We start from the raw sequence: 23458 nt of genomic DNA, 5'->3' as shown, positions 1-23458 counted from the left end.
GCCTTTTTGTGTCTCTTTAAAAGAGCCTTATCTCATTAACAAATAAGGCTTTTATCGTCCTGCTTAGCACCTTCAATCTTCACGCGAAAGCCATCAACGGAAGCTCTGCCACTGGCCACAGCCTCCAAGGCCTTGGGATAGATCTCATGCTCAACAGCCAGCACACGCGCTGCCAGGTCATCCGGGTTATCCCCGTCCAGAACGGGGACAGCTCCCTGCGCGATGATCGGACCCACATCCATTTCCGCTGTTACAAAATGCACAGTCGCCCCATGAATGCGAACGCCTTCCTTCAACGCTCGCTCATGCGTATGCAGACCCGGAAAGCTTGGTAAGAGAGCAGGGTGGATGTTGATCATCCGGCCTTGCCACTGGCTTACGAACCACGGTGTTAGCAAACGTAAAAAGCCAGCCAGAACAAGCAGGTCTATGTTGTGCTGTTCAAGCATCGCATTCAGATCACGCTCAAATGCCTCACGGTCCTTGCCATAAAGCTTGTGATCCAACGCAAAGGTGGCAAAACCTTCGTCAGCAGCGCGCTCCAGCCCCTTTGCGTCAGGTCGGTTGGACCCCACCACAACGATTTCCGCTGGATAATCAGGGGCTTTTGCTGCCTCAATAAGAGACAGCATGTTGGAGCCACGCCCTGAAATCAAAACACCTACGCGTTTTTTAGGCTGCGTGCTCATTTAGCAAAACCCAGCGAGCCGTCAAACACAACCTGCTCAGCTCCATCCTGCGCAGCTTCCAGTTTGCCAAGTGTCACAACAGTTTCACCTTCACGCTCAAGCACGTCGCGAACAGCATCCGCTTTGTCTGCCGCAACCGCGACCACCATGCCAACACCGCAGTTGAAGGTGCGCAGCATTTCAAACTGTTCAATGCCGCCAGCTTTTGAGAGCCAGCCAAACACAGCAGGGGAGGAAATAGCAGAAAGATCGATCCGTGCAGCAAGCTCGTCTGGCAGAACACGCGGCAGGTTTTCAGGAAGACCACCACCAGTGATATGCGCCAAGGCTTTGATGCCATTGGTTTCTTTTATTGCGGCCAGCAACGGCTTCACATAAATGCGGGTCGGTTCCATCAGCGCTTCGCCAAGCGTTTTGTCTGCATCAAACGGAGCTTTGTCAGCCCATGTCAGGCCGGAAACTTCAACGATCTTGCGAACCAGAGAGAAGCCGTTGGAATGCACACCGGAGGAAGCCAGACCAAGCAGAACGTCGCCTTCGCCAATATCTTTGGATGGCAGCAGCGTTCCGCGTTCAGCCGCGCCAACGGAAAATCCAGCCAGATCATAATCACCAGCCGCATACATACCCGGCATTTCAGCTGTTTCACCGCCGATCAGCGCAGCGCCGGAGATTTTACAGCCCTCTGCAATCCCCGCCACAACATCGGTCGCCATGTCCACGTCCAGCTCACCAGTGGCAAAATAATCAAGGAAGAACAGCGGCTCAGCACCTTGCACCACAAGATCGTTCACACACATGGCAACCAGATCAATCCCCACACCGCTATGCACGTTGGTGTCGATGGCAATCTTAAGCTTGGTGCCCACGCCATCATTGGCTGCCACAAGAACAGGGTCTTTAAACCCGGCACCTTTCAGATCAAAAAGACCGCCAAAGCCGCCAATGTCACTGTCAGCACCCGGGCGACGCGTTGCTTTAACCAGTGGGCTGATCCGTTTGACCAGTGCGTTCCCGGCGTCGATATCGACCCCCGCTTGTGAATAGGTAAGGCCGTTATTACCGTTCTGGTCCTGGCTCATGGATACTGCTCCGCATCATCAAGAGTATAGCGGCATGACCGCCTATGTAATTTGGCGGCATAAAAACAAAACTGCAGGGAATTGCAAGGCCGAAAGGGGAAGGAAACCACGCTGGTATCTCAGAAAAACGCAGATCTGTGCAGAACCAGCTAAGCTTTTGCAAATTAATGGAGCTTTGAAAAACTCTTCATTTAGGGGAAAGTTTTTCACCCCTCTCAAAGATGCTCCGAAATTAAGCGGGCGAAAAGGTGGAGTAGCTACTCTGGCAAACCTGATGCTGCGACTTGACGTAATCAACCTATGGAAACTACAACCATCTTAAATTTTAAAGATGCCTCTGTGAGCGACCGCGCTGCCGGATAACAGGCAAGCTGATGGGCTCCATGCCTCCACCTGGAGATAGTTTATGAGTACAAACAAACGGTTATTCTTCTGGTTGCTGGCTTTTATAGCCTTCATCCTGTTCTTGTCGGTGTTTCAAAGCATCCTTCTACCGTTTGTCGCAGGTATGGCCTTGGCCTATCTTCTCGATCCAATTGCGGATTATCTGGAAACCCACGGGTTCGGGCGCATCTGGGCAACTGTTACGATCCTCCTGATATTCCTGATCGTTTTTACCGCAGCGCTGCTGATCCTTCTGCCAATTCTCGGCAAACAGCTGATCGCATTTCTGGACTACCTGCCTGAACTGGCCGGAAATCTTGAAAATTTGCTGCGTGAAAGCCTTGGGCCACAAATGGACAGACTTGCAAACTTGTCAGGCCAAACCAACAAAATCGACTGGGGTGCCTTCGTCGGGCAGGCAGCAAACTTCGTTGGCGGACTGCTGTCTTCCATCTGGAGCGGCGGGCAAGCACTTATTTCTATCATCGGTCTTGCTGTCGTAACACCAGTTGTCGCGTTCTATCTCCTGCTCGACTGGGACAACATGATCGAACGCATCGACAGCTGGCTACCACGTGACTACCAGCAAACCATACGCGCACTGGCAAGCGATATGGATTCAGTTGTCGCCGGGTTCGTTCGCGGGCAGGTGATGATGTGCCTGATACTGGGCACCTTCTACGCTGTTGCTCTGTTACTTGTTGGCCTGAAATTTGGTCTCCTGATCGGTCTCACAGCGGGCTTGATCAGCTTCATTCCTTATGTCGGAGCGATCGTCGGTTTCGGTCTGTCAATTGGTGTTGCTTTGGTCCAGTTCTGGCCTGATTATTTCATGATCGGAGCGGTGCTGGGCGTGTTTGTCGTTGGTCAGTTCCTAGAGGGAAACGTCCTTCAGCCCAAACTTTTAGGTGGAAGTGTCGGTCTTCACCCTGTCTGGCTCATGTTTGCACTGTTTGCTTTTGGTTCTTTAATGGGATTTGTGGGGATGTTGATAGCAATTCCAGCTGCAGCAGTGGTTGGGGTACTAGCAAGATTTGCTCTCAGGCAATATCTTGCAAGTTCGCTATATGCAGGTCACTACAAAAATACCAATAAGACGGAAGGACTGGAATGACAGGATCGACAGGGCCACAACAATTGCCTTTGGTCTTGCCCCATGAGGAGGCTTTGGGGGTTGATGATTATCTGGTTTCAACGTCAAATCAGGCTGCATTCAATCTGATTACCAATTGGCCGGAGTGGCCATCTCCGATCGTGACCCTGCAAGGGCCGATCGGATCGGGTAAAACACATCTGGTCAACGCATGGCAGGAGCTCAGCGGAGCTCAGATCGTGGGCGGAGATGAACTGGAATATCTTGACCTGACGGCATTGGCAGAAGCCGGGCCAGTTGCGGTGGAAGACCTGCATGCAGGTTTTGATGAAGCATCTTTGTTCCATCTGTTCAACGCAGTACGCCTGTCCGGTGGCAACATGTTGATGACCACCCGCGAGTGGCCAAACACGTTTGACCTTAAAACCAAGGATCTGGCGTCCCGTTTTCGGGCGGCGACCCCGGTGCAGGTGGAAGAACCAGACGACATGCTGCTCGCAATGGTCATGACCAAACATTTTTCAGATCGTCAGGTAACTGTTGACTCCAGTGTGATAGATTACCTCGTGATAAGAATTGAACGGTCACTGGATGCAGCACGCAACGTTGTAGACATGCTGGACAGACATGCATTGGCGAAGGGTCGAAAGATCTCCCGCGTCATGGCCTCCAAAATACTGGAGAGCATGGGCGAGTAGGAACCAAGGTGTATCTCCGAAAAGTGGTTGCCGGTTTTCGGCTCCAGATACGCCTGTAAATAATGCTGAGAGCTTGCTGCTGCACTGCAACATGCTCTAAGCTTTATTTCCCCGTCAAAAATGTATGGTCTAAATGACCAGAATCATACAACGGACAGCGCAATCGTCAGATATTCTAAGGGCGAGGTGCGCCCATACAGGTGACCCGGTCCACGGGCTGCGGAGGTACATGGAATGAATGAGTTTACGGAAATGAACGCTTTGGAAGACGAGACCACTGACACCGCAGATTTTGAGGTGAGTGCAGGGCTGGCTCTGATGCAAAAACCAGAGCGCTTTGTAAACCGTGAACTCTCGTGGTTGCAGTTCAACCGCCGTGTTCTGGAAGAATCCATGAACCCGAGCCATCCACTTTTGGAACGGCTCCGGTTCCTGTCCATCTCTGCCAACAACCTTGACGAGTTCTTCATGGTGCGTGTTGCCGGCCTGCGCGGTCAGCAGCGAGCGGATGTGACGACCATTTCTGATGATGGACTGACCTCGACCGAACAGCTGGAGCAAATCTCTGTTGAGGTGAGCAAGCTTCAAAGTGAGCAGCAAGCCCGCTTCCGTCAACTGCGCTCTGAGCTGGCTGATGAAGGTATCTTCATCGTTGAAGCGCAGAACATGAGCCAGTCTGAAACGGATTGGCTGGAAGACTACTTCCTTCAGCATATTTTCCCGGTTCTGACCCCGTTGGCTATTGATCCGGCGCATCCTTTCCCGTTCATCCCAAATCTGGGCTTTTCGCTGATCCTGGATCTGCGTCCGGTGGATGGAGGTGCAGGTATGACTGCGCTGCTGCGCATGCCAAGCCAGATTGGCCGCTTTGTTGTCCTGCCAACACCGCGTGATGCCGGGCCAAAAGCAACTCGTTTCATTCCAATTGAGACGATCATCTCGTTGTTCATCGGCAATCTCTTCCCCGGATATGAAGTTTGCGGCAAAGGCGCGTTCCGCGTATTGCGCGACTCCGATCTGGAAATCGAGGAAGAAGCGGAAGACTTGGTGCGCGTTTTTGAAACCGCCCTAAAGCGCCGCCGCCGCGGGTCTGTGATCCGCATGGAAATCGAAGAAAGCACACCAGAAAGTCTGCGTGCCTTCGTTGCAAATGAGCTTGAAGTCACCGAAGAGGAAACCTTCCTTGCCAACGGTCTTTTGGCGCTGAATGACCTGTCTCAGGCTGTGAACGTCAAACGCGACGACCTCAAGTTCCCGCCATACACTCCGCGTTATCCGGAACGTATCCGCGAACACGGCGGGGATTGTTTTGCGGCTATCCAACAAAAAGACATTCTCATCCACCATCCCTACGAAAGCTTCGATGTTGTCGTCCAGTTCCTCCGCCAAGCCGCTCAGGACCCGGATGTCGTCGCAATCAAGCAAACGCTGTACCGTACATCCAACAATTCCCCGATCGTCAAAGCCCTTGCAGAAGCTGCAGAAGCTGGTAAATCCGTCACCGCGCTTGTCGAACTCAAAGCCCGCTTTGACGAAGAAGCCAACATCCGTTGGGCGCGAGATCTGGAGCGCGCTGGAGTGCAGGTCGTCTTCGGCTTCCTTGAGCTGAAAACTCATGCAAAAGTCTCCATGGTTGTCCGCCGTGAGCAGGGTGGTTTGAGAACCTACTGCCACTTCGGCACCGGCAATTATCACCCAATCACAGCACGCATCTATACCGATCTGTCCTACTTTACCGCAGAGCCAGCAATGGCACGCGATGCGGCTAAGGTGTTCAATTACATCACAGGTTACGCAGAACCGGGCGAGCTGGAGCGACTGGCCGTTTCTCCAATGAGCCTGCGCAAGCGCATCATTCAGCACACAGAAGAAGAGATTGCCCACACTAAGGCAGGTCGTCCGGGTCAGATCTGGATGAAGATGAACTCTCTGGTAGATCCTGGTGTCATCGATGCATTGTACCGGGCCAGTCAGGCAGGGGTACAAATTGATTTGGTCGTGCGCGGTATTTGCTGCTTGCGGGCAGGTGTTCCAGGGCTCTCTGACAACATCCGCGCGAAATCAATTGTGGGAAGATTTCTTGAGCACAGCCGTATCTTCTGCTTTGGCAATGGTCACGGGTTGCCCTCTGATGAAGCCCATGTCTATATCTCATCAGCGGATATGATGCCGCGCAATCTGGATCGTCGGGTCGAGACCCTTGTTCCTGTTAAAACGCCAACAGTACACAAGCAGATTCTTGATCAGATCATGGTTGCAAATCTAGAAGATAATCAACAAAGCTGGCGTCTGCTTCCAGACGGTAGTCATGAGCGCATTGTTGCAGAACCAGACGAAGATCCGTTCAACGCACACAAGTTCTTTATGACGAACCCATCTCTGTCTGGTCGTGGTAGCTCGCTACAGGGCGATAGCCCAAAACTTTTTGTAGAACGGCCAAATAGTGACAGATATCTCGACGAGTGATGAGCCTCGAGGACGATTTACAGACCCGGGACCAATAGCAATCATTGATATTGGTTCCAATTCTGTCCGTCTTGTAATTTATGAAAGACTGGCGCGTAACCCGACAGCGTTGTTCAATGAAAAAATCCTGGCAGGACTGGGGCGCGGTGTAGGCGCAACTGGTCGTCTGGGCGAAGAAAATGTTGCCACCGCACTGCGTGCTTTGGTGCGGTTTCGCCGTGTTTGCGATCATGTGGGTGTCATCAAACTGCACATTCTGGCAACAGCAGCAGCTCGCGAAGCTGAAAATGGCGCCGAGTTCATTGCAAAAGTAGAAAACATCTGCCGGGCCAACGTTCAGATCCTGTCTGGCCGTGATGAGGCATTTTATTCAGCAATGGGGGTTTTCTCTGGTTTCTGGCGGGCAGATGGCCTTGTCGGAGATTTGGGCGGCGGATCATTAGAGCTGGTCGACATCAGTGCGCACGGCATCGGTGACGGGCGCACATTCCCGCTTGGCGGTATTCGGCTGCAGGAATCCTCGGAAAAAGACCTTGCACTGGCCAATGAGATTGCTCGTGAAGAACTGGAAAAAGCCGACTGGCTTGGCAAGGCTAAAGACCGCAATTTCTATGCGATTGGCGGAACGTGGCGTTCACTTGGCCGTTTACATCTGTATCAACAAGGCTATCCGCTGCATGTGATGCATGACTACACAGTGCCCGCTGAAGTCATGATTGATTTCTGCGAGCAGCTCATGCGGGATGACCTAAGCAACGAGCCAAGCATTCAGGTGATCTCTAAAGCGCGTCGTGGATTGCTGCCGTATGGTGCAACCGTGATGCGGCAGACCTTGTTGCATTGTCAGGCAGATCAGGTCGTCTTTTCTGCACTCGGCGTGCGGGAAGGGTACTTGTATGATCAGCTTGATGAAGACGGTAAAAAGCAGGACCCTTTGCTCACCGCAGCCCACGAGTTGGGTGTGCTGCGCGCCCGTGATCCCTCATATTCAGCCGAAGTGGTTGAGTGGAGCGAGCAGGCCATGCGTGTGGCCGGTGTGGACGAAAGCGAAGGCGAACGCCGCCTGCGCATTGCGGCCTGTCAGCTAACGGATATCGGCTGGCGTGCTCATCCGGATTACCGTGGTCAGCAATCACTGAACATTATTTCTAATGGCGGGTTTGTAGGCATTGATCATGCGGGCAGGGCATATCTGGCGCTGACAGTGTTCTATCGCTACGAAGGCCTGATGGACGATGCGCTTTCGCCGGCCATTCGCAGTCTGAGCAATCCACGCCTCATGAAACTGGCGCGTATGCTTGGCGCCACGCTGCGTGTCGCGGCATTGATCAGCGCTTCCATGAATGGCGTGTTGCTCAAGAGCAAGCTGTCGCTGGTGAACGATAAACTCGTGCTGGCTCTCCCGGCAGAACTTGCGGACATGCAAGGGGATCGTTTGACCAAACGCCTGAACCAACTCGGACGAGTTATGGATCTGGAGGCCGAAGTCAGAGTGCTCTAGGAAATCTGAGATAGATGCAAGAAAGCCCCGACAAGTTTTGCCGGGGCTTTTCTTATTTATCAGTAAGTTATGAAGAGTAGTGGATTCAAAATCTTAATCAGATTTTGGCTTGTTGCTCTTGTTGCCACCACGACGGCGAGAGCTGTTTTCAACACGCTCGACCGGTTCGCCTTGTTCGCAAATGACGACCTGACGGCCATTAAAAGCAAGGCCGATTTCGCCTTTCTTCAAGCGCAGCGCATCTTCACCAAAAAGCTCTCGGCGCCAGCCGGAAAGGGCCTGAACCTGCGCATCACCACTTGATGCAATCTTGTCCAGATCATCGACCGTCGCGATAACTTTCGGTGCCACACCAAAGCTTTCGCTCTTCATCTTCAAAAGCACCTTCAGCAAATCGACAGCTGCAGACGCTCCGTCCGGAGAAGGCCGTCCTTTTGGAACTTCTGGCAGATCGTCCTCAGAAATCTCCATAGCGCGTTTTACCGCGTTGAGAATGTCCTCAGCATGTCTGGAGCGCTCAAAGCCGCGTGGGATTGTGCGCAAGTGCCCCAAAGCTTCAGATGTTTGAGGCTTCTGCGTTGCAACCTCAAAAATCGCATCATCTTTGATAACGCGGCTACGAGGAATGTCACGCTTTTGCGCTTCCTGTTCGCGCCAGAAGGCCAATTCCTTTAAAACAGCCAGATCGCGTGGTTTGCGGACGCGCAACTTCATGCGCTGCCAGGCCTTCGCAGGATCACTGCGATAGGTGTCAATGGAAGACAGCGTTGCCATCTCATCTTCAACCCAGTGGTTGCGGCCCTTCTGTTCCAGTTGCTCTTTCAGAAACTGGTAGACGTCGCGCAAGTGGGTCACATCAGCCAGTGCATAAGCAAGCTGTTTGTTCGTCAATGGACGCCGGGACCAATCTGTAAACCGGGATGATTTGTCGATCCGCTCACCCGTCACTTTCGAAACCAGTTGGTCGTAGGAAACTGAATCCCCAAAGCCACAAACCATGGCTGCAACCTGACTGTCGAAAAGAGGTGAGGGCACAAAGCCACCCAGATGGTAGATTATTTCAATATCTTGCCGTGCAGCATGGAACACCTTCACGATGTCCGTATTGCGCATCAATGCAAAAAAAGGTTCAAGATCCAGATCTTCAGCCAGAGCATCAACCAACACAGCATTATCTGGATTGGCAATCTGAATGACGCAGAGTTTTGGCCAGAAGGTCGTTTCCCGCAAAAACTCGGTATCAACTGTTACGAAATCTGAATTAGCAAGCTTGGCACACGCTTGCGCAAGCTCTTCTGTAGTTGTGATCATCTTCATGGTGTCAAAGTCTATAGCGTAAGCGAACGGGCTTGTCCCTATCTAAGTTTCTCGTTTTCTCATCAAGTGGTTGTAAATGTCGATTTTTGCTCTCTATGAACCAAAGGGTCGCAGTCAGAGCCTCGCGAAAACCACGTAGGTAGAGGAAACTCGGGAAATGTCCGCAAGAAACAGCGCCAAAGTTACAGACTTACTTGACTTTAGGATGCTGACATGTCTTTTCCAGCCGGATGACCTTTTGACGAGGTCAACCAGTTTCTGAATTTTATGATTCACTAGATTACCACTGAGGACGCTATGCATCGTTATCGAAGCCATACCTGCGGAGAGCTGCGGGCGAATAATGTAGGTGAAACCACTCGCCTTTCTGGCTGGGTGCACCGTGTACGCGATCACGGCGGCCTGCTGTTCATTGATTTGCGTGACCACTACGGCCTTACGCAGTGTGTTGTTGATCCGGACTCCCCAGCATTTAAACTGGCTGAAACCGTACGTTCCGAATGGTGCATCCGCATCGATGGTGACATTAAGAAGCGCTCTGACGATACCGTCAACAAGGGCCTTGGCACCGGCGAGATCGAAATTTTCATTCGTGATATGGAAGTTTTGGGCGACTCTCAAGAGCTGCCTTTGCCAGTATTCGGTGAGTTGGAATACCCAGAAGATATTCGTCTGAAGTACCGTTTCCTCGACCTGCGTCGCGACACTCTGCACGCAAACCTGATGACACGGACCAAGATCATCAACTCCATGCGTCGTCGCATGAATGATGCTGAGTTCAACGAATTCCAGACACCAATTCTGACGGCTTCTTCTCCTGAAGGCGCACGCGATTTCTTGGTGCCTTCCCGTATTCACCCTGGTAAGTTTTATGCGTTGCCACAGGCTCCTCAGCAGTTCAAACAGCTGCTTATGATGTCTGGCTTTGATAAATACTTCCAGATCGCACCTTGCTTCCGTGATGAAGATCCACGCGCGGACCGTCTGCCAGGCGAGTTCTACCAGCTCGACGTGGAAATGAGCTTTGTTACTCAGGAAGACGTGCTGACCACCATGGAACCAGTTATCCGTGGTGTGTTTGATGAATTCGCTGATGGTAAGCCAGTTACCAAAGAATTCCCACGCATTCCTTACGCAGAAGCGATCCGCAAATACGGCTCCGATAAACCGGATCTGCGTAACCCGATCGAAATGCAGGACGTAACTGAACACTTCGCAGGCTCCGGCTTTAAAGTGTTTGCACGTATGATCGAGAGCGATCCAAAGGTTCAGGTCTGGGCAATCCCAGCTCCAAAAGGCGGTTCCCGCGCATTCTGTGATCGCATGAACTCATGGGCACAGAGCGAAGGTCAGCCAGGTCTCGGTTACATCTTCTTCCGTAAAGAAGAAGATGCAATCGCCGGTGCTGGTCCAATTGCAAAAAACATAGGTGCAGAGCGCACTGAAGCAGTCCGCACCCAGCTTGGTCTGGATGAAGGCGATGCGGTGTTCTTTGCAGCTGGCGATCCTAAAAAGTTCGCAGACTTCGCTGGTAAAGCGCGTACCCGCGCTGCTGAAGAGCTGAACCTGATTGATGAAGACCAGTTCGCACTGTGTTGGATTGTTGACTTCCCAATGTACGAATGGGACGAAGAAAACAAGAAAGTTGACTTCTGTCACAACCCATTCTCCATGCCAGAAGGTGGAATGGACGGCCTCAACAACGTTGAGCCTCTTGAACTGAACGCCTACCAGTACGACGTTGTCTGTAACGGTTATGAAATCGGCTCAGGCGCGATCCGTAACCATCAGGTCGAAGTCATGAAGAAAGCCTTCGAAATTGCTGGTTACGACGAAAGCCTGCTCGAAGAAAAATTCGGTGGCATGTTCCGCGCATTCCAGTACGGCGCGCCTCCACACGGCGGTATGGCTGCTGGCGTTGATCGTATCGTTATGCTGCTCGTTGGTGCAAAGAACCTACGTGAGGTGACCTTGTTCCCAATGAACCAGCAGGCACAGGATTTGATGATGGGTGCTCCGGGCGATGTGTTCCCGGCACAGCTGCGCGATCTTCATATCCGCCTGAATTTGCCAGAAGCATAAGAGCCGCTGGCAGAAAAGCAGGTATGGCGGTTCACGTCATAATGTTATAAATCTCATGGAAGGGCGATCGTAGATCTACGGTCGCCTTTTCATCTTCTACCGGTAGCAAATTAAGTCGTCATACTTAATTTCGCTGGAAAAGCTGAGGGTTTTAGGTGTTCGACGCCATAAGCAAAAAGCTGTTTGCGGATGAAGAGGGCGCTCCCAGCCTTATTCGCCGCCTTCTCCGAGAAAATTTCGGGCAATACAAGTTCCAATACATGATTGCGTTTGGCTTCATGATTGTAGCTGCCGCAGCAGGTGCTGGCAGTGCAGCCATCATGAAAAACGTGATCAATCAGGTCTTTATCGACCGTGATATCACAATGGTCTACATCATCTCCGGCGCGGTGATGACCATCTTTCTGACCAAAGGTATAGCGACCTATGGTCAGACTGTTGTGCTGAGCAGGATCGGTAACTCGATTGTCGCCAAGCTCCAGCGTAACATGTTTGAAAAAGTGACCCGATTGGGCGTCAGATATTTCGACCACACGACATTTGGTGATCTGGCCACACGATTTGGCCACAACACAAGCGCTGCCAGAGGCGTTATGGATCTAATTATCCTGTCCGCTGGACGGGATGTCATGTCTGTGATCGGTCTGGTCACTGTCATGGTCTGGCAGAACCCACTGCTCTCACTCATCTCTCTGGGCATCATGCCTCCGGCTGTCTATGCTGTTTCCAAGCTTGTTCGCCGTGTGAAGAAGATTGCAAAGAGCCAATTTGTTTCTCAGACCATCATTCTTTCTCTGGTAAAGGAAATGGCTCTGGGCATTCGCGTCGTGAAGTCCTTCAACTATGAGGGAAACATGCATGCGGCGATGGACAGTGCAGTCTCCAGTGTCGAGCAACAGTCCAACAAGATTGCGAAGTTGACTGCCAGAACATCGCCATTGATGGAAACTCTGGGCGGTATCGCGATTGGGATTATTATCCTCTACGGCGGTTATAGTGTAATTGCCTTGGATCAGGATCCGGGAGCATTCTTTGCCTTCATCACAGCACTTTTGCTTGCATATGAGCCAATTAAACGCCTCGCTCGCTTTCAGGTTAATCTGAATACAAAGCTTGTTGGTGTGCGCCTGATGTACGAGCTTCTGGATATGCCAGAAGAAAATCAGAGAACCTTAGACAAGCCTGATATGAAGGTCACCAAAGGACGGATCGAGTTCAAACAAGTCGAGTTCGATTATGGTGAGACGAAAGCTCTGAATGGCCTGAGTATGGTTGCAAACTCAGGTGAGGTGACTGCCCTTGTTGGTGCATCTGGAGCGGGTAAATCAACAGTCTTCTCGTTGATTGAGCGTTTCTATGAAATTGATGAGGGCGGAGTTCTGATTGATGATCAAGACATTCGTGACTTCAACATGGAAAGTCTGCGCAGCAATATCGCAATCGTGACACAAGATACGTTCCTGTTTGATCGTACGATCAGAGAGAACATCCTTATCGGCCGTCCTGGCGCCACGGATGAGGAAGTGATTGAGGCTGCAAAGAATGCAAATGCCCACGAGTTCATCGAGAAGATGGAAAAGGGCTACGAAAGCAATGCAGGCGAGGGTGGCACACGCCTTTCCGGCGGTCAGCGTCAGCGCTTGGCGATTGCACGGGCAATGCTTTCTGATGCACCCATTCTATTGCTGGATGAAGCGACGTCTGCTTTGGATGCTGAGTCCGAAAACAAAGTACAAACCGCGCTTGCACGCCTGATGAAGGGGCGTACGACACTCGTGATTGCGCACCGTCTTTCAACCGTTCGTGATGCGGATACGATCCATGTGTTGTCGCATGGCAAACTCTTAGAGAGCGGCACGCACGATCAGTTGTATGAGATGGATGGTTATTACAGACACCTGTGTGAACTCCAGTTCACCAATAGCAATCAAGTAACTCAAAAAGCGTCTCCGGACGCTTGATAAGGCCGACTTGAAGCGTCGTCGAGCTTTTGCAAGGCTCTTCCAGACTACAAAAAATGCCGCTGTGATATCACCTATCACAGCGGCATTTTTTATTTCATCCTGTCTGAGCTTACTCGGTGTAGCTTACAGTTGCGCCCAGCATTTCAGGGAGCTGTTGAGGTGCAAGAGCCGCAATACCTCCAAGCTGCATGATTGGAACTGCTGTCTGCGGAGCAAGTGTCACGCGGATGTTGGTTGGCTTGGCAGCAAAGCTCTTAGCTGCTTGTGCCAGTTCCAGAGCAAATTCGGTTTCAGCCAGTGGACCAGCCTGCTGGAGCGTACCATCAATCATCATTGAAGCCAGCAATTCAGCAGGAAGACCTGCTTGCTCTGCCTGAGTTGCAAGAAGTTCACTGATAAGCGGTGAATCCATCACTTCGATCTGTGCGCCTTTGAAGGTCGCCAGAGCCACAACAGCTTCTGCCTCCTGTGGGTTCTCAAAGAGAGAGCGTGGAATTCCGCCAAGCTGAATGTCAGCACGAAGTTTTATGCCGTTTTCAAGCTCAAACTCGAATTTTTCCAGAGACAGATCCTGAGTGTTCTCATCCCACGCAATCTTGAAGTCCTGTGTGAGGTTAACACGCTCTATGCCAAGACGGTCAAGTACACCCAGAACCATCGGCTCTTGAAGGAGTGCAGCATCAAAGCTCAGACCACCAATGACTTCAGACAGGCTTGTCGGGATCGGCCCAATGTGATTACCCATCTCAATAGTAAGCTCATCAAGGGAGACTGGTGTTGGCAGATCTTTTGCCTGCATGTTCAGGCCAGCAAGAGAAATGCGTCCGATAGTTGGAATCGCCTTCATCGCTGCAGCAGGATCAGCTTCTGCCGCAAGAGTGCTCTCAACCATGGTGCGCAGGCTAGGCCATGCAAGATCAGCTAGTTCAAAGCTGACCAAGTCAAACACTGCATCGTCGCCTTCTACAGCACCATGTAAGCCTTCAAGTTTGACTTGACCAAGACTGTTTGTTGTCAGGTCTGTCGTTGAGGCGTGTTTCAGTGATGCTTCAAAACTTGGTGTTTTGGTGTCTTTCATGCGAGCGCGGATTGGGTCCCACGCTTTGATGACCATGTCGTTTATGTCTGAATATGCGACGGAGTATGAGCCGAGCGCATCAAGCATACCGAAAATCTGATCAACGGCCTCTTCTTCCTCTGGCTTGTCTTTGAGGCTCTCAAACGCAGCCCAAAGCTTGGCAGCATCACCACCTGACATGCGCACATCTTTGGTGGTAGATTCACCAGCACTCACTTCTAGAAAACCGAATGGTTCAGAGGCGCTGGCACCTTCAGTTTTTATTGTACTTGAGAAGCTTCCAACCCGGTACTCGCTCAGCAGCCTATCAGAAGGTGCCTTGGCCGCACCAAGAAGCGCCAGAAGCGGGCGTACGTCTTGATCTTTGACTGAAAAGTCGTTGTATACCGTTTCAGAAACCGTTGAGACCTCTCGGCCATCTGTCGTCATTGAAGTTGTTGTTTTATATTCAATTTCTTCAATTGAGGCCAAAGCCACAACACCATTTTCCGCGCCGGAGTAAACGCCGTTCTTAATGGTGTATGTCCCTGTAAGTACGTCGGCCATTGCCATATCAGCGACAACTTCAGCAAAGCTGCTGCGGTCATAAGAAACACTGGTTGCGGCGGCGAGCAACTGCTGAAACTCTTCTGTGGTAACACCATCTGACAGAACTGGCAGGTCAATCCAGTTCACAGAATAACCGGAAATGACATAATCTTTGGCGTCAGCGATAACTTTGATGACATCGTCGGAGGCTTGAGCCTCTGCAACATTTTTGAAATTCTCTGCTTTCTCAAAAAAGCCGAGCTCAAGCTGCATCTCATCGGTGGTTACGTTTTGGAAGCTGAAGGTGTCACCGTCACGCGAAGAGCCATCATAAATCGCCTTTGGCGTCTTGATGATGTAGTAGACGCCAAGATTAGGCTTGTCTTCATCGAGGGAAAGAGTGAACATTCCTTCGATTTTATGATCAAGAATTTCGGTCTTTGATCCGTCTTCTACCGCCTTCGCATATGTTGCAGTTTCTGCGCCATTTGCAAGGAACCAGTCATTGTACTTATCAATGAGGTCTGATGCAGGACTAGAAAGAGCAGGCTGGGCGGATAAACCTAATACAGTGATTGAAACAGCAAAAAATCCCTGCCGTTTGAAATTTTGGAAAGGCATTAAATAAACCTTTTATGGCTAGTAGGAGGGTTCCCCGCTAGTTTACATTTGCTTGAAGGGCGATGCCAAGCAAAGAAATGATGGAAGCGGGGGAAATCGCAGATACCCCAAGAATTTGTGTTACGCTTATCGGTGCCTTAGGGGTAGCACTCAGCGTGATACTCTGCGGATTTTGCAAGAAACTATAAATCGCTTCCGTAAACTCCAGCTGCTTTGCGCGATCAGGAATTTTCGCAAACTGCTTTTCTGCTTTCTCCGTCAATTGCTGTGTATAGGCAGAACGCGATTGTCCGTGTCGGTGAGCTTGACGTTCAAGCATGTCATCCAGACTGCCTTCATCGACGAGTGAGAGATTGAAACTGGAGATGGCTGCGCTCTGTAATAAATCCAGAGCAATGACGTTATCCTTGGTGGCAAGCTCGGTGATCTGCTCAACAACTGTATCTGTGAGACCTTCCAGTTTTAGGGAGACCTGCACAGAGAAAAGATCTTTCAGCACAACAGCTGCACTCGGAATATTGACTTCGCCCGTTTCGCCATTCCACTCACCTTCAAAGCCGATATCTGCATCCACTTGAGTCAGGCCCAACTCATCAAGCATTTGCTGTTGTGGTGGAGCAAACATGGATCGGCTCAAAACGATATGAGCAACCTGAACACTGGCAATGATAGGGAAGCCGCCATTGTTGACGTCAAAGTCGATACTGACCCGCTCAATAGGCATAGATTGGCCAGTTGAACGATCCTGAAACAGCAGTCCCATAATCTCTGCAGTGGAATAGAGTGACATGGGAAGATTTGATGCTGGATTGCTTAGATCATTGGCATTGGGAAGATAGAGATCCGTAATCGCGATCTTGTCTGCCGTGAAGTTGAAGTCTGGTTCGTCAACCTCGAACTTCGAAGCTGCGAATGCCGCGACAAAGATCCGCCCGTCACTTTCCACGGATGCCTGAGCCAGCGCCAGATCGCCAATCTTGAAACGCTTTGTCTGATCTACATTCGGATAACCTTCAATACCGCCAATAGAAAGCACGTCATTATCGACAGTAACCGGTCCTACATGCGTCAAGGTCAACCCGCGATCCTGAAGGTTCTGAAGAAAGGCCTTTGCGACAGCATTATCAGTATTGATCTGTGCTGATGCTGCAAGAGCAAGGCAGCTGCTGAAGAGGAGGGCAAAGAAGAATACCAAGAAGGCACGATGGCGACGTAACTCAGAACTGCGCATAGCTCGGCTCCAGATTGACCGCTAAGAGGTATTTGGGTGCTAAGCTGGCATATTGAGAGTTAGGGGCGCGTGTATATCACTGCAAAAAGTCAAACCACTCTGAGAGAAAACATGGTGGAAGCCTGCATTTCACAGCCATTTTGGAAAGCATCTGGGGATCGTTTAGGGTGTTTGGATGATTTTTACAGTTTTAAGTAAGCCTTAATCATAGAAATAGGTAGCCGTATTTTGCATTTTTAAGGTCGTGGTTGTGTCTCGCCATTATTTCGTATTTGTCCGCGCAATTTTGGTTGCTTTGGGATTGGCGCTCTTGCCATTGCTCATTGGTAATATGATCCTTGAGAACTTCGCGATGCACCAGGCGCGGAACGAAATGAACGCGATCGCAGATCGTTACATCTCAAGAAGCGAGGCCGCGATTTCCGGTGCTGTAGAAATACTGCGTCAGATGCAGGTGAAAGGCCTGACATCCTGCACACGCCAAAATCAGGGTGAGTTTGAAAAGACCCTCTCAGAAAACGTCATTATAAACGCAATAGGGATCGTGGATCACCGCGGTGTCCCCATGTGTTACGTGCCGGCTCAGGTTCGCCGCGGTAACAGTATTCTCCCTGCACTCAAGCCAGATGCCCCGCGTGTTGGAATTGGTATGTCCTGGATGGAGTACCAGGGTATCCGCACGGCGCTGGTCTCCTGGAAACTTAGAAATGGCTGGCGTCTGGTTGCCAATATTTCTCCAACCGTACTCGCGATCGAACCGGGCCCAGATTATCTGCGCCATGCTTCTGAAATCGAAGTCCGGTTAGGGCGTGATCATGTTTGGGTCAATCCGACAAACAGCAGCAACCTTCCTCTCATCATGGGCAGCAACTTCATCGAAGAGTTTGCAGCCTCAACGATCTACCCGATTAATGTGCGGATCCGAAGTGATCGCAATGCGGTCATGAGTCTGGTAGGCGAGCTTAAGATCGTGGCTGTTATCGCCTGTTCAGGCATTGCTATTTTCCTGATTGCCTTGGGCGTCTGGCTTTCCTGGAAGCCTGAAAAAGATGCGGAAGATGACTTTGTTGCCTCCATCCGTAACAACGAATTCATACCGTACTATCAGCCTGTCGTAGACATCGTAACTGGTGAGCTACAGGGCTGTGAAATGCTGATGAGATGGCAACTCCCCAACGGTAAAATGGTCTCTCCAGGTCAGTTCATGACCTATGCTGAAACATCGGGCCATATTTTTGAGATGACCCGCAGCATCATGCGCCAGTCCATTGATGATTTGGGAGAGCTCTATTCTCAGCATTCGGAACTGAAGCTCTCGGTCAACCTTTTCGCAGGCCACTTCAATGATCGATCCATTGTAGACGATCTGCTGGACATCTACGAAGATTCTCCGATTGCGCTCAATCAGGTGGTCATGGAGGTGACAGAGCGTCAGCCTCTTGAAGATATCGACCTGGCGAGAAAGATCATCGCAGAGCTACAAGCCCATGGCATTCGTGTCGCGCTTGATGATGTGGGAACAGGTCATGGCGGTCTGGCTTACTTGCAAAAGCTGGGCATGGACATCGTCAAGATCGATAAGATGTTCATCGACCCACTAGGCAGCGAAGAGAATGCCTTCCGTCTGGTCGATGCCATAGCCGAACTCGCAGACACGATGAACATGGGCATCATCGCAGAAGGCGTTGAGAAGTATGAGCAAATTGTACTTTTGCGCGAGCTCGGAGTGTCTTCTGCGCAGGGGTACATCTTCTCCAAACCATTGCCAGCCCGCAAATACCTTGAGTTTGCGGAGGATATCTTCACAGATAGACGTAATCCGGTGAAGGTGCTTGAAGAAAAGAAACAAGCTTCTGATGAAGCGCTGGATCAGATCGTTTCTCAAAGCGACGTCGACTAACCCAACTTACCTCTATTTCAAAACGAGTCAGATCAATGCCCTCTGAAGGGCATAAATCATGCCGCCATGCGCATAACTTACCGTGTTACATTGAATAATATTAATATATTCCATAATTATATGTAACGCATGTTTGATTACTTGCTTCACCGCACTTTCCAGCAGTCTTGGCTATCTCCCAAAAGCTTAGGAAAGGGAGGCGAAAGACAGTATTCTAAGGAAAGAAGCAACTGGAAAAGAAATATTCACTCGCACGCGGTTTATTAGCTGCATGTGCCTCAGCACAGCCTTCAGCTTGGGTTAGCCTTTGCCAACCTCATTAATCGGAGCAAGGCGAACGATGAACCAGATCATAAAGGGTGCGGAATTGGAGAGCGCAGTTCCTGCAAATGTCTTTGTAGAAACAGTAACGGAAGTGACCCATTTCACGGGCCGCCTTTTCCGATTCAAAATCACGCGTCCTTCAAGCTTCAGATTCCGCTCTGGTGAATTTGTCATGATCGGGTTGATGATCGACGGAAAGCCACTCTTCCGTGCATACTCAATCGCGAGCCCTTCCTGGGATGAAGAGCTGGAGTTTTTCTCCATCAAAGTTCCAGACGGCCCGTTGACCCAGCACTTGCAGAAGATCAAAGAAGGCGACCATATCCTTCTGAAGAAGAAGTCCACCGGGACACTTGTGCTTGACGCTCTGTCTCCTGCAAAACGCCTTTATATGTTCTCATCTGGAACCGGCATTGCTCCATTTGCCAGCTTGATCCGTGATCCTGAGACCTATGAGAAATTTGATGAGGTGATCCTGACCCACACCACGCGCGAAATCTCTGAGCTTCGCTATGGGGAAGAGTTGGTGGCCGACATCAGCAATGATCCGCTGATTGGCGAAGTTGCTGCTGGCAAACTACATCTTTACAACTCCGTCACCCGCGAACGCTTTAAGCGGGAAGGGCGCATCACGCATCTAATTGAAAGTGGCAAACTCTTTGACGATCTGTCAGTTCCAGTCTTGGACGTTGCAGAAGACCGGGCCATGATCTGCGGCTCCATGCACATGATTGCCGATACCAAGGCATTGCTGGAACAACGCGGTTTCACCGAGGGTGCCAACAACAATCCAGGTGATTTTGTTGTTGAACGTGCGTTCGTGGGCTAAACCACAGTGCATTATGTGATAGCTCATCTCTATTGCATTGGAGATGAGGTCACGTGGGCAAGAAAGTTTCATCTGAATATCTGCGCCGGGCAGCGCTGCATTATCTAAACAGATACAGCGCGTCGGAAGACAGTCTGCGACGTGTTTTGAAGCGTAAAGTAGACAAACGTGCCAGAGAAGCAGATGAAGATCCCCATGAGTTCTATGAGTTGATTGAACCTGTGGTCACGTTTTGCCGTGATCACAAGTTCGTCGATGATCTTCAGTTTGCACAAAGCAAAATCAGATCGGCGACACTCAAAGGCAAGTCCAGCTCCCGAATAAAGCTGGAACTGAATGCCAAAGGTGTGTCTGGAGACGATATTCAGACAGCTTTTGACGACGAAAACCATGATGACCAACGTGCAGCGATTGCCTATGCCAAACGCAGGCGCCTTGGGCCGTGGCGGACAAAACCAAAAGAAGAGCGACGAGACAAAGAGCTTGGCAGTTTGATCCGCGCAGGCTTCCCTTTTTCGCTCGCTCAAAAGATCATTGATATGACCTTGGAAGAGGCTGAAGACATCATCTACGGGCCTGTTTCCTGAAGCTTTTCGTAAAATCCTCTGAAAAATCCCGAAAGTCTCTTGGGAGCGCAGCAATAATTCTTCTCTAGATTGGCGTGATCTGCAATCAATCCAGCACCGTGCCTTTGGGAGAAAAGATGCCGGATTCAGATCTACGCGATACTTTCAGAAGATACGGTCTGCTCATCCCTGTGCTTGCAGGTCTATGCCTGTTGGTGAGCCCTCAGTTCTCAGTTGCCGACGACCTCACTCCAAAAGACGAACCCTCTGACAAAACTGATGTTATCGTGACGCCGCAACAAGACGGAGGTGTTCACATCGATGAAATGCGTCAGTCAAGGTGTGCCGTCATGATTGATGACTTTGATGAATACCCAAGTGCAAGCGACTGGGATATTCACCGCATGAACAAGCCAGAAAACTTCCAGATCGAAAGCGATGTTGTGCGCGATGGCGGACACTCGCTGGCGATCACAGTGTTCGGTGATGATGAGTTGGACGCAGAGGGCAATCTGAAGAATGAACTTTGGGAGGCCCGTCAAAAGCGCTGCAATTTTGGCGATGAGGTTTGGTACTCATTCAGCTTTAAAATTGATGGAACCGTCTGGCCTGCCGGATCGACCCGCTGGGTGATTGGTCAATGGAAAGAAGATTCTGGCGGCAGTCCATTTCTGGCGCAACGGTTTGATAATGGCGTTTTTCACATCACTGTCCAGCACAATGACATTCGCAAACTGGTTGCGCAGGCAGAAGGCAGCTATCAGCAGGACTTTAAGGGGTTCTCGCAGGAGCTCCAGCAAATGCTGAGTTTGGATCGACAAGGTTTTCGCAACAGAAATGATGCAAGCCGCACCTCAGATGAGTTCCTTGGTAGTGGCCTTTCAATCCCTGAGCTGAAAAAAGCGATTGAAGCACAGGACACCTCCAAGTTCCCATTTCTGGCGGACCCACAAACCTACTCCGATTATCCAGGTATTCAGATCGAACTCTCAGATGACCCGGTACTGCCGGATCCAACAACCGGATGGGTTGATATGCGATATCGCGTCAAAGGAAGCCGTGTCGGGCAGGGGATCATCGAGATTTGGGCCAATAACAGGTTCATCGCACGCGTTACCGGCTACATTGGTAACGATGAGTTTGCCGGTAAAACCCAATACTTCAAGTTCGGGCATTACCGGGATTATGATCGCGATGACTTGCAGTCGACAGTGTATCTGGACCGCTTTCGCCGCGGCCCACACCGGTCTGATGTAGACTAAAACAAGCCTTCAATCTGGCTGTTTTCATCAAGCCCGATGGTTTCTGCTGTCGGATGGCGCGGCAGGCCCGGCATCACCATAATATCGCCAGTCAGTGCCACAATAAATCCAGCCCCCGCGGAAAGTCGAACCGCACGCACATGGATGCTGTAGTCAGATGGCGCGCCAAGCAAGGCTGGATCGGTTGAAAAGGAATAAGGGGTCTTGGCCATACATACTGAAAGGTGACCGTATCCTTGTTCCTCATAGGACTTGAGCTGATCTTTGACAGCCTGCTCACAGGTGACCTTTGAGGCGCCATAAATCTTTTTGCAAATCCGGCGTATCTTCTTCCAAAGAGCCAGATCATCTTCATAAAGATGTTTGAACTCTGACTGTGTCGTCTGGAGGATTTCAGAGACTGAGGTCGCCAGCTCCTCGGTGCCTGCTGAGCCATTGGCCCAATGTGTGCAGGGCACGGCTTTAACGCCGAGCTTCTCCATCCGCGACATGATCACGTCAATTTCCTGGTCTGTATCAGGGCCGTACCGATTGATCGCCACAATCACAGGAACGCCATAGCGCTTACAGTTTTTGACGTGTCGTTCCAGATTGCTCATGCCTTTTTCAAGTGCGGGGATGTTCTCTACTGTCAGATCATTCTTGGCAACACCACCATGCATCTTGAGTGCGCGAACCGTTGCCACAACAACAACGGCATTTGGCGTCAAACCAGCTTGACGGCATTTGATATTGAAGAACTTTTCTGCGCCAAGATCAGCACCAAAACCCGCTTCCGTCACCACATAATCAGAAAGACGCAGCGCTGTCTTCGTCGCAATCACCGAGTTGCAGCCATGGGCGATATTGGCAAACGGACCGCCATGGATAAAGGCAGGGTTGTTCTCAAGTGTCTGAACCAGATTAGGTCGGAAGGCGTCTTTAAGCAGCGCGGTCATCGCGCCATCGGCTTTCAAATCCCGGCAGTAAACCGGTGTCTTATCTTTGCGATACCCAATCAACAGGCGGCCTAAACGCTCCTGAAGATCCTGCAGGCTTTCAGCAAGGCAAAGCACGGCCATCACTTCAGAAGCCACGGTGATGTCATAGCCAGACTCGCTTGGGAACCCGTTGCTGACGCCGCCAAGCCCAGTGGTAATGGAGCGCAATGAGCGGTCATTGATATCGACCACCCGGCGCCAGACAATCCGGCGCTGGTCAATATTCTCTGCATTGCCCCAATAGATGTGGTTGTCGATCATCGCAGAAAGCAGGTTATGCGCAGCGGTGATTGCATGCAGATCACCTGTAAAATGGAGATTGATATCCTCCATAGGCACCACCTGCGCGTAACCGCCACCCGCAGCTCCACCCTTCATGCCAAAACACGGGCCTAACGAGGGTTCACGCAAGCAGATGGTTGTTTTCAGCCCGATGCGATTGAGCGCGTCGCCCAGGCCCACAGTTGTCGTAGTCTTGCCTTCTCCCGCTGGTGTTGGGGAAACAGCTGTCACAAGTATGAGTTTGCCATATGGATTGCTGCTCAGCTCTGGCATCTCATCCAGATTAACCTTGGCTTTAAACCGGCCATAAGGTTCAAGAGCGTCCTCCGGGATCTTCAGATTTTGAGCGATGCGCGCAATGGGTTTCATGTCTGCTGCGCGGGCAATTTCAATATCTTTCATGGAAAATCTCCAGATTAGAACGTGTAATCAAATGAGCCGGAGAGAGCGTCAAAAACGCAAATCAGGCAGGAACAGCAATGTAATCTCTACGTAGAATCTCTACCGAATGCACCTGCAAAGTTCAAGATTGAGGTAGGGCACTTGAAACTAACTTAGTTAACGGTGCTCATCTGTGTTTT

At 50.8% G+C, this 23458-nt stretch carries 17 protein-coding genes; 11 read left to right on the top strand and 6 right to left on the bottom strand.

Features of this window, described 5'->3' with window-relative positions; translation table 11 throughout:
* Positions 1–35 precede the first annotated feature (35 nt).
* Positions 36–689: a phosphoribosylglycinamide formyltransferase gene (gene purN, locus DHN43_RS01120; protein ID WP_063288468.1), complete on the bottom strand. Its 654-nt coding sequence runs from the start codon at positions 687–689 to the stop codon at positions 36–38.
* Positions 686–1771 carry a phosphoribosylformylglycinamidine cyclo-ligase gene (gene purM, locus DHN43_RS01115; RefSeq protein ID WP_108817464.1) on the bottom strand — a complete coding sequence of 362 codons (1086 nt, stop codon included), beginning with the start codon at positions 1769–1771 and terminating at the stop codon, positions 686–688. Before purM ends, purN begins: the two co-directional genes overlap by 4 nt.
* Between purM and DHN43_RS01110 the strand changes: the two genes are divergently transcribed.
* The 5 genes from DHN43_RS01110 to DHN43_RS01090 all read left to right on the top strand — a co-directional run bounded on the left by DHN43_RS01110 (position 1770) and on the right by DHN43_RS01090 (position 7913).
* Positions 1770–2093 (top strand): hypothetical protein, encoded by a 324-nt coding sequence (locus DHN43_RS01110; RefSeq protein WP_153040894.1) that lies wholly within the window; start codon positions 1770–1772, stop codon positions 2091–2093. The genes purM and DHN43_RS01110 overlap by 2 nt on opposite strands.
* Before the next feature lie 84 nt (positions 2094–2177).
* A complete protein-coding gene (locus DHN43_RS01105; protein WP_057465336.1) occupies positions 2178–3269 on the top strand; it encodes an AI-2E family transporter in 1092 nt (363 codons plus the stop codon).
* Positions 3266–3946, top strand: a complete 681-nt coding sequence (locus tag DHN43_RS01100; RefSeq protein ID WP_108817463.1) for a DnaA ATPase domain-containing protein — start codon at positions 3266–3268, stop codon at positions 3944–3946. Before DHN43_RS01105 ends, DHN43_RS01100 begins: the two co-directional genes overlap by 4 nt.
* A gap of 252 nt (positions 3947–4198) precedes the next feature.
* Entirely contained in the window at positions 4199–6412 is a 2214-nt protein-coding gene (locus DHN43_RS01095; protein ID WP_208980945.1) for an RNA degradosome polyphosphate kinase, read from the top strand.
* The gene (locus DHN43_RS01090; protein ID WP_084404427.1) at positions 6390–7913 is read left to right on the top strand and encodes a Ppx/GppA phosphatase family protein; all 1524 of its coding nucleotides are present in this window, start codon (positions 6390–6392) and stop codon (positions 7911–7913) included. The genes DHN43_RS01095 and DHN43_RS01090 overlap by 23 nt, the downstream gene beginning before the upstream one ends.
* 93 nt (positions 7914–8006) lie before the next feature.
* Here DHN43_RS01090 and rnd read toward each other — a convergent pair whose 3' ends face one another.
* Positions 8007–9230 (bottom strand): ribonuclease D, encoded by a 1224-nt coding sequence (gene rnd / locus DHN43_RS01085; protein WP_108817462.1) that lies wholly within the window; start codon positions 9228–9230, stop codon positions 8007–8009.
* 297 nt (positions 9231–9527) lie between these two features.
* On the opposite strand from rnd, the gene aspS reads away from it, so the two are divergent.
* Both aspS and DHN43_RS01075 read left to right on the top strand, forming a co-directional pair.
* Entirely contained in the window at positions 9528–11312 is a 1785-nt protein-coding gene (gene aspS, locus DHN43_RS01080) for an aspartate--tRNA ligase (protein ID WP_108817461.1), read from the top strand.
* A gap of 155 nt (positions 11313–11467) precedes the next feature.
* Positions 11468–13273 (top strand): ABC transporter ATP-binding protein, encoded by a 1806-nt coding sequence (locus DHN43_RS01075; protein ID WP_108817460.1) that lies wholly within the window; start codon positions 11468–11470, stop codon positions 13271–13273.
* 112 nt (positions 13274–13385) lie between these two features.
* On the opposite strand, the gene DHN43_RS01070 is transcribed toward DHN43_RS01075, so the two are convergent.
* Positions 13386–15503: a hypothetical protein gene (locus DHN43_RS01070; protein WP_108817459.1), complete on the bottom strand. Its 2118-nt coding sequence runs from the start codon at positions 15501–15503 to the stop codon at positions 13386–13388.
* A 37-nt stretch (positions 15504–15540) separates the two neighbouring features.
* Positions 15541–16734, bottom strand: a complete 1194-nt coding sequence (locus tag DHN43_RS01065; RefSeq protein WP_108817458.1) for a hypothetical protein — start codon at positions 16732–16734, stop codon at positions 15541–15543.
* 250 nt (positions 16735–16984) lie between these two features.
* On the opposite strand from DHN43_RS01065, the gene DHN43_RS01060 reads away from it, so the two are divergent.
* From DHN43_RS01060 to DHN43_RS01045, 4 genes are all read left to right on the top strand, one after another.
* A complete protein-coding gene (locus tag DHN43_RS01060; RefSeq protein WP_108817457.1) occupies positions 16985–18634 on the top strand; it encodes an EAL domain-containing protein in 1650 nt (549 codons plus the stop codon).
* Between the two features lie 340 nt (positions 18635–18974).
* Positions 18975–19787, top strand: a complete 813-nt coding sequence (locus DHN43_RS01055) for a ferredoxin--NADP reductase (protein ID WP_108817456.1) — start codon at positions 18975–18977, stop codon at positions 19785–19787.
* 53 nt (positions 19788–19840) lie between these two features.
* Positions 19841–20374, top strand: coding sequence for a regulatory protein RecX (locus tag DHN43_RS01050; RefSeq protein WP_063304786.1), 534 nt, complete (start codon positions 19841–19843; stop codon positions 20372–20374).
* Positions 20375–20490: 116 nt separating this feature from the next.
* On the top strand, positions 20491–21615 hold the full coding sequence (locus tag DHN43_RS01045; protein WP_108817455.1) for a heparin lyase I family protein: 1125 nt from the start codon (positions 20491–20493) through the stop codon (positions 21613–21615).
* Here the strand turns inward: DHN43_RS01045 and DHN43_RS01040 are convergent.
* Positions 21612–23279, bottom strand: coding sequence for a formate--tetrahydrofolate ligase (locus DHN43_RS01040; RefSeq protein ID WP_108817454.1), 1668 nt, complete (start codon positions 23277–23279; stop codon positions 21612–21614). The genes DHN43_RS01045 and DHN43_RS01040 overlap by 4 nt on opposite strands.
* Positions 23280–23458: the final 179 nt, after the last annotated feature.

The sequence above is a fragment of the Pseudovibrio sp. Alg231-02 genome (genome assembly GCF_900143565.1).
GTDB lineage: Bacteria > Pseudomonadota > Alphaproteobacteria > Rhizobiales > Stappiaceae > Pseudovibrio.
Note: the sequence above shows the minus strand (reverse complement) of the source record. Positions and strands in the feature narration are given on the sequence as shown.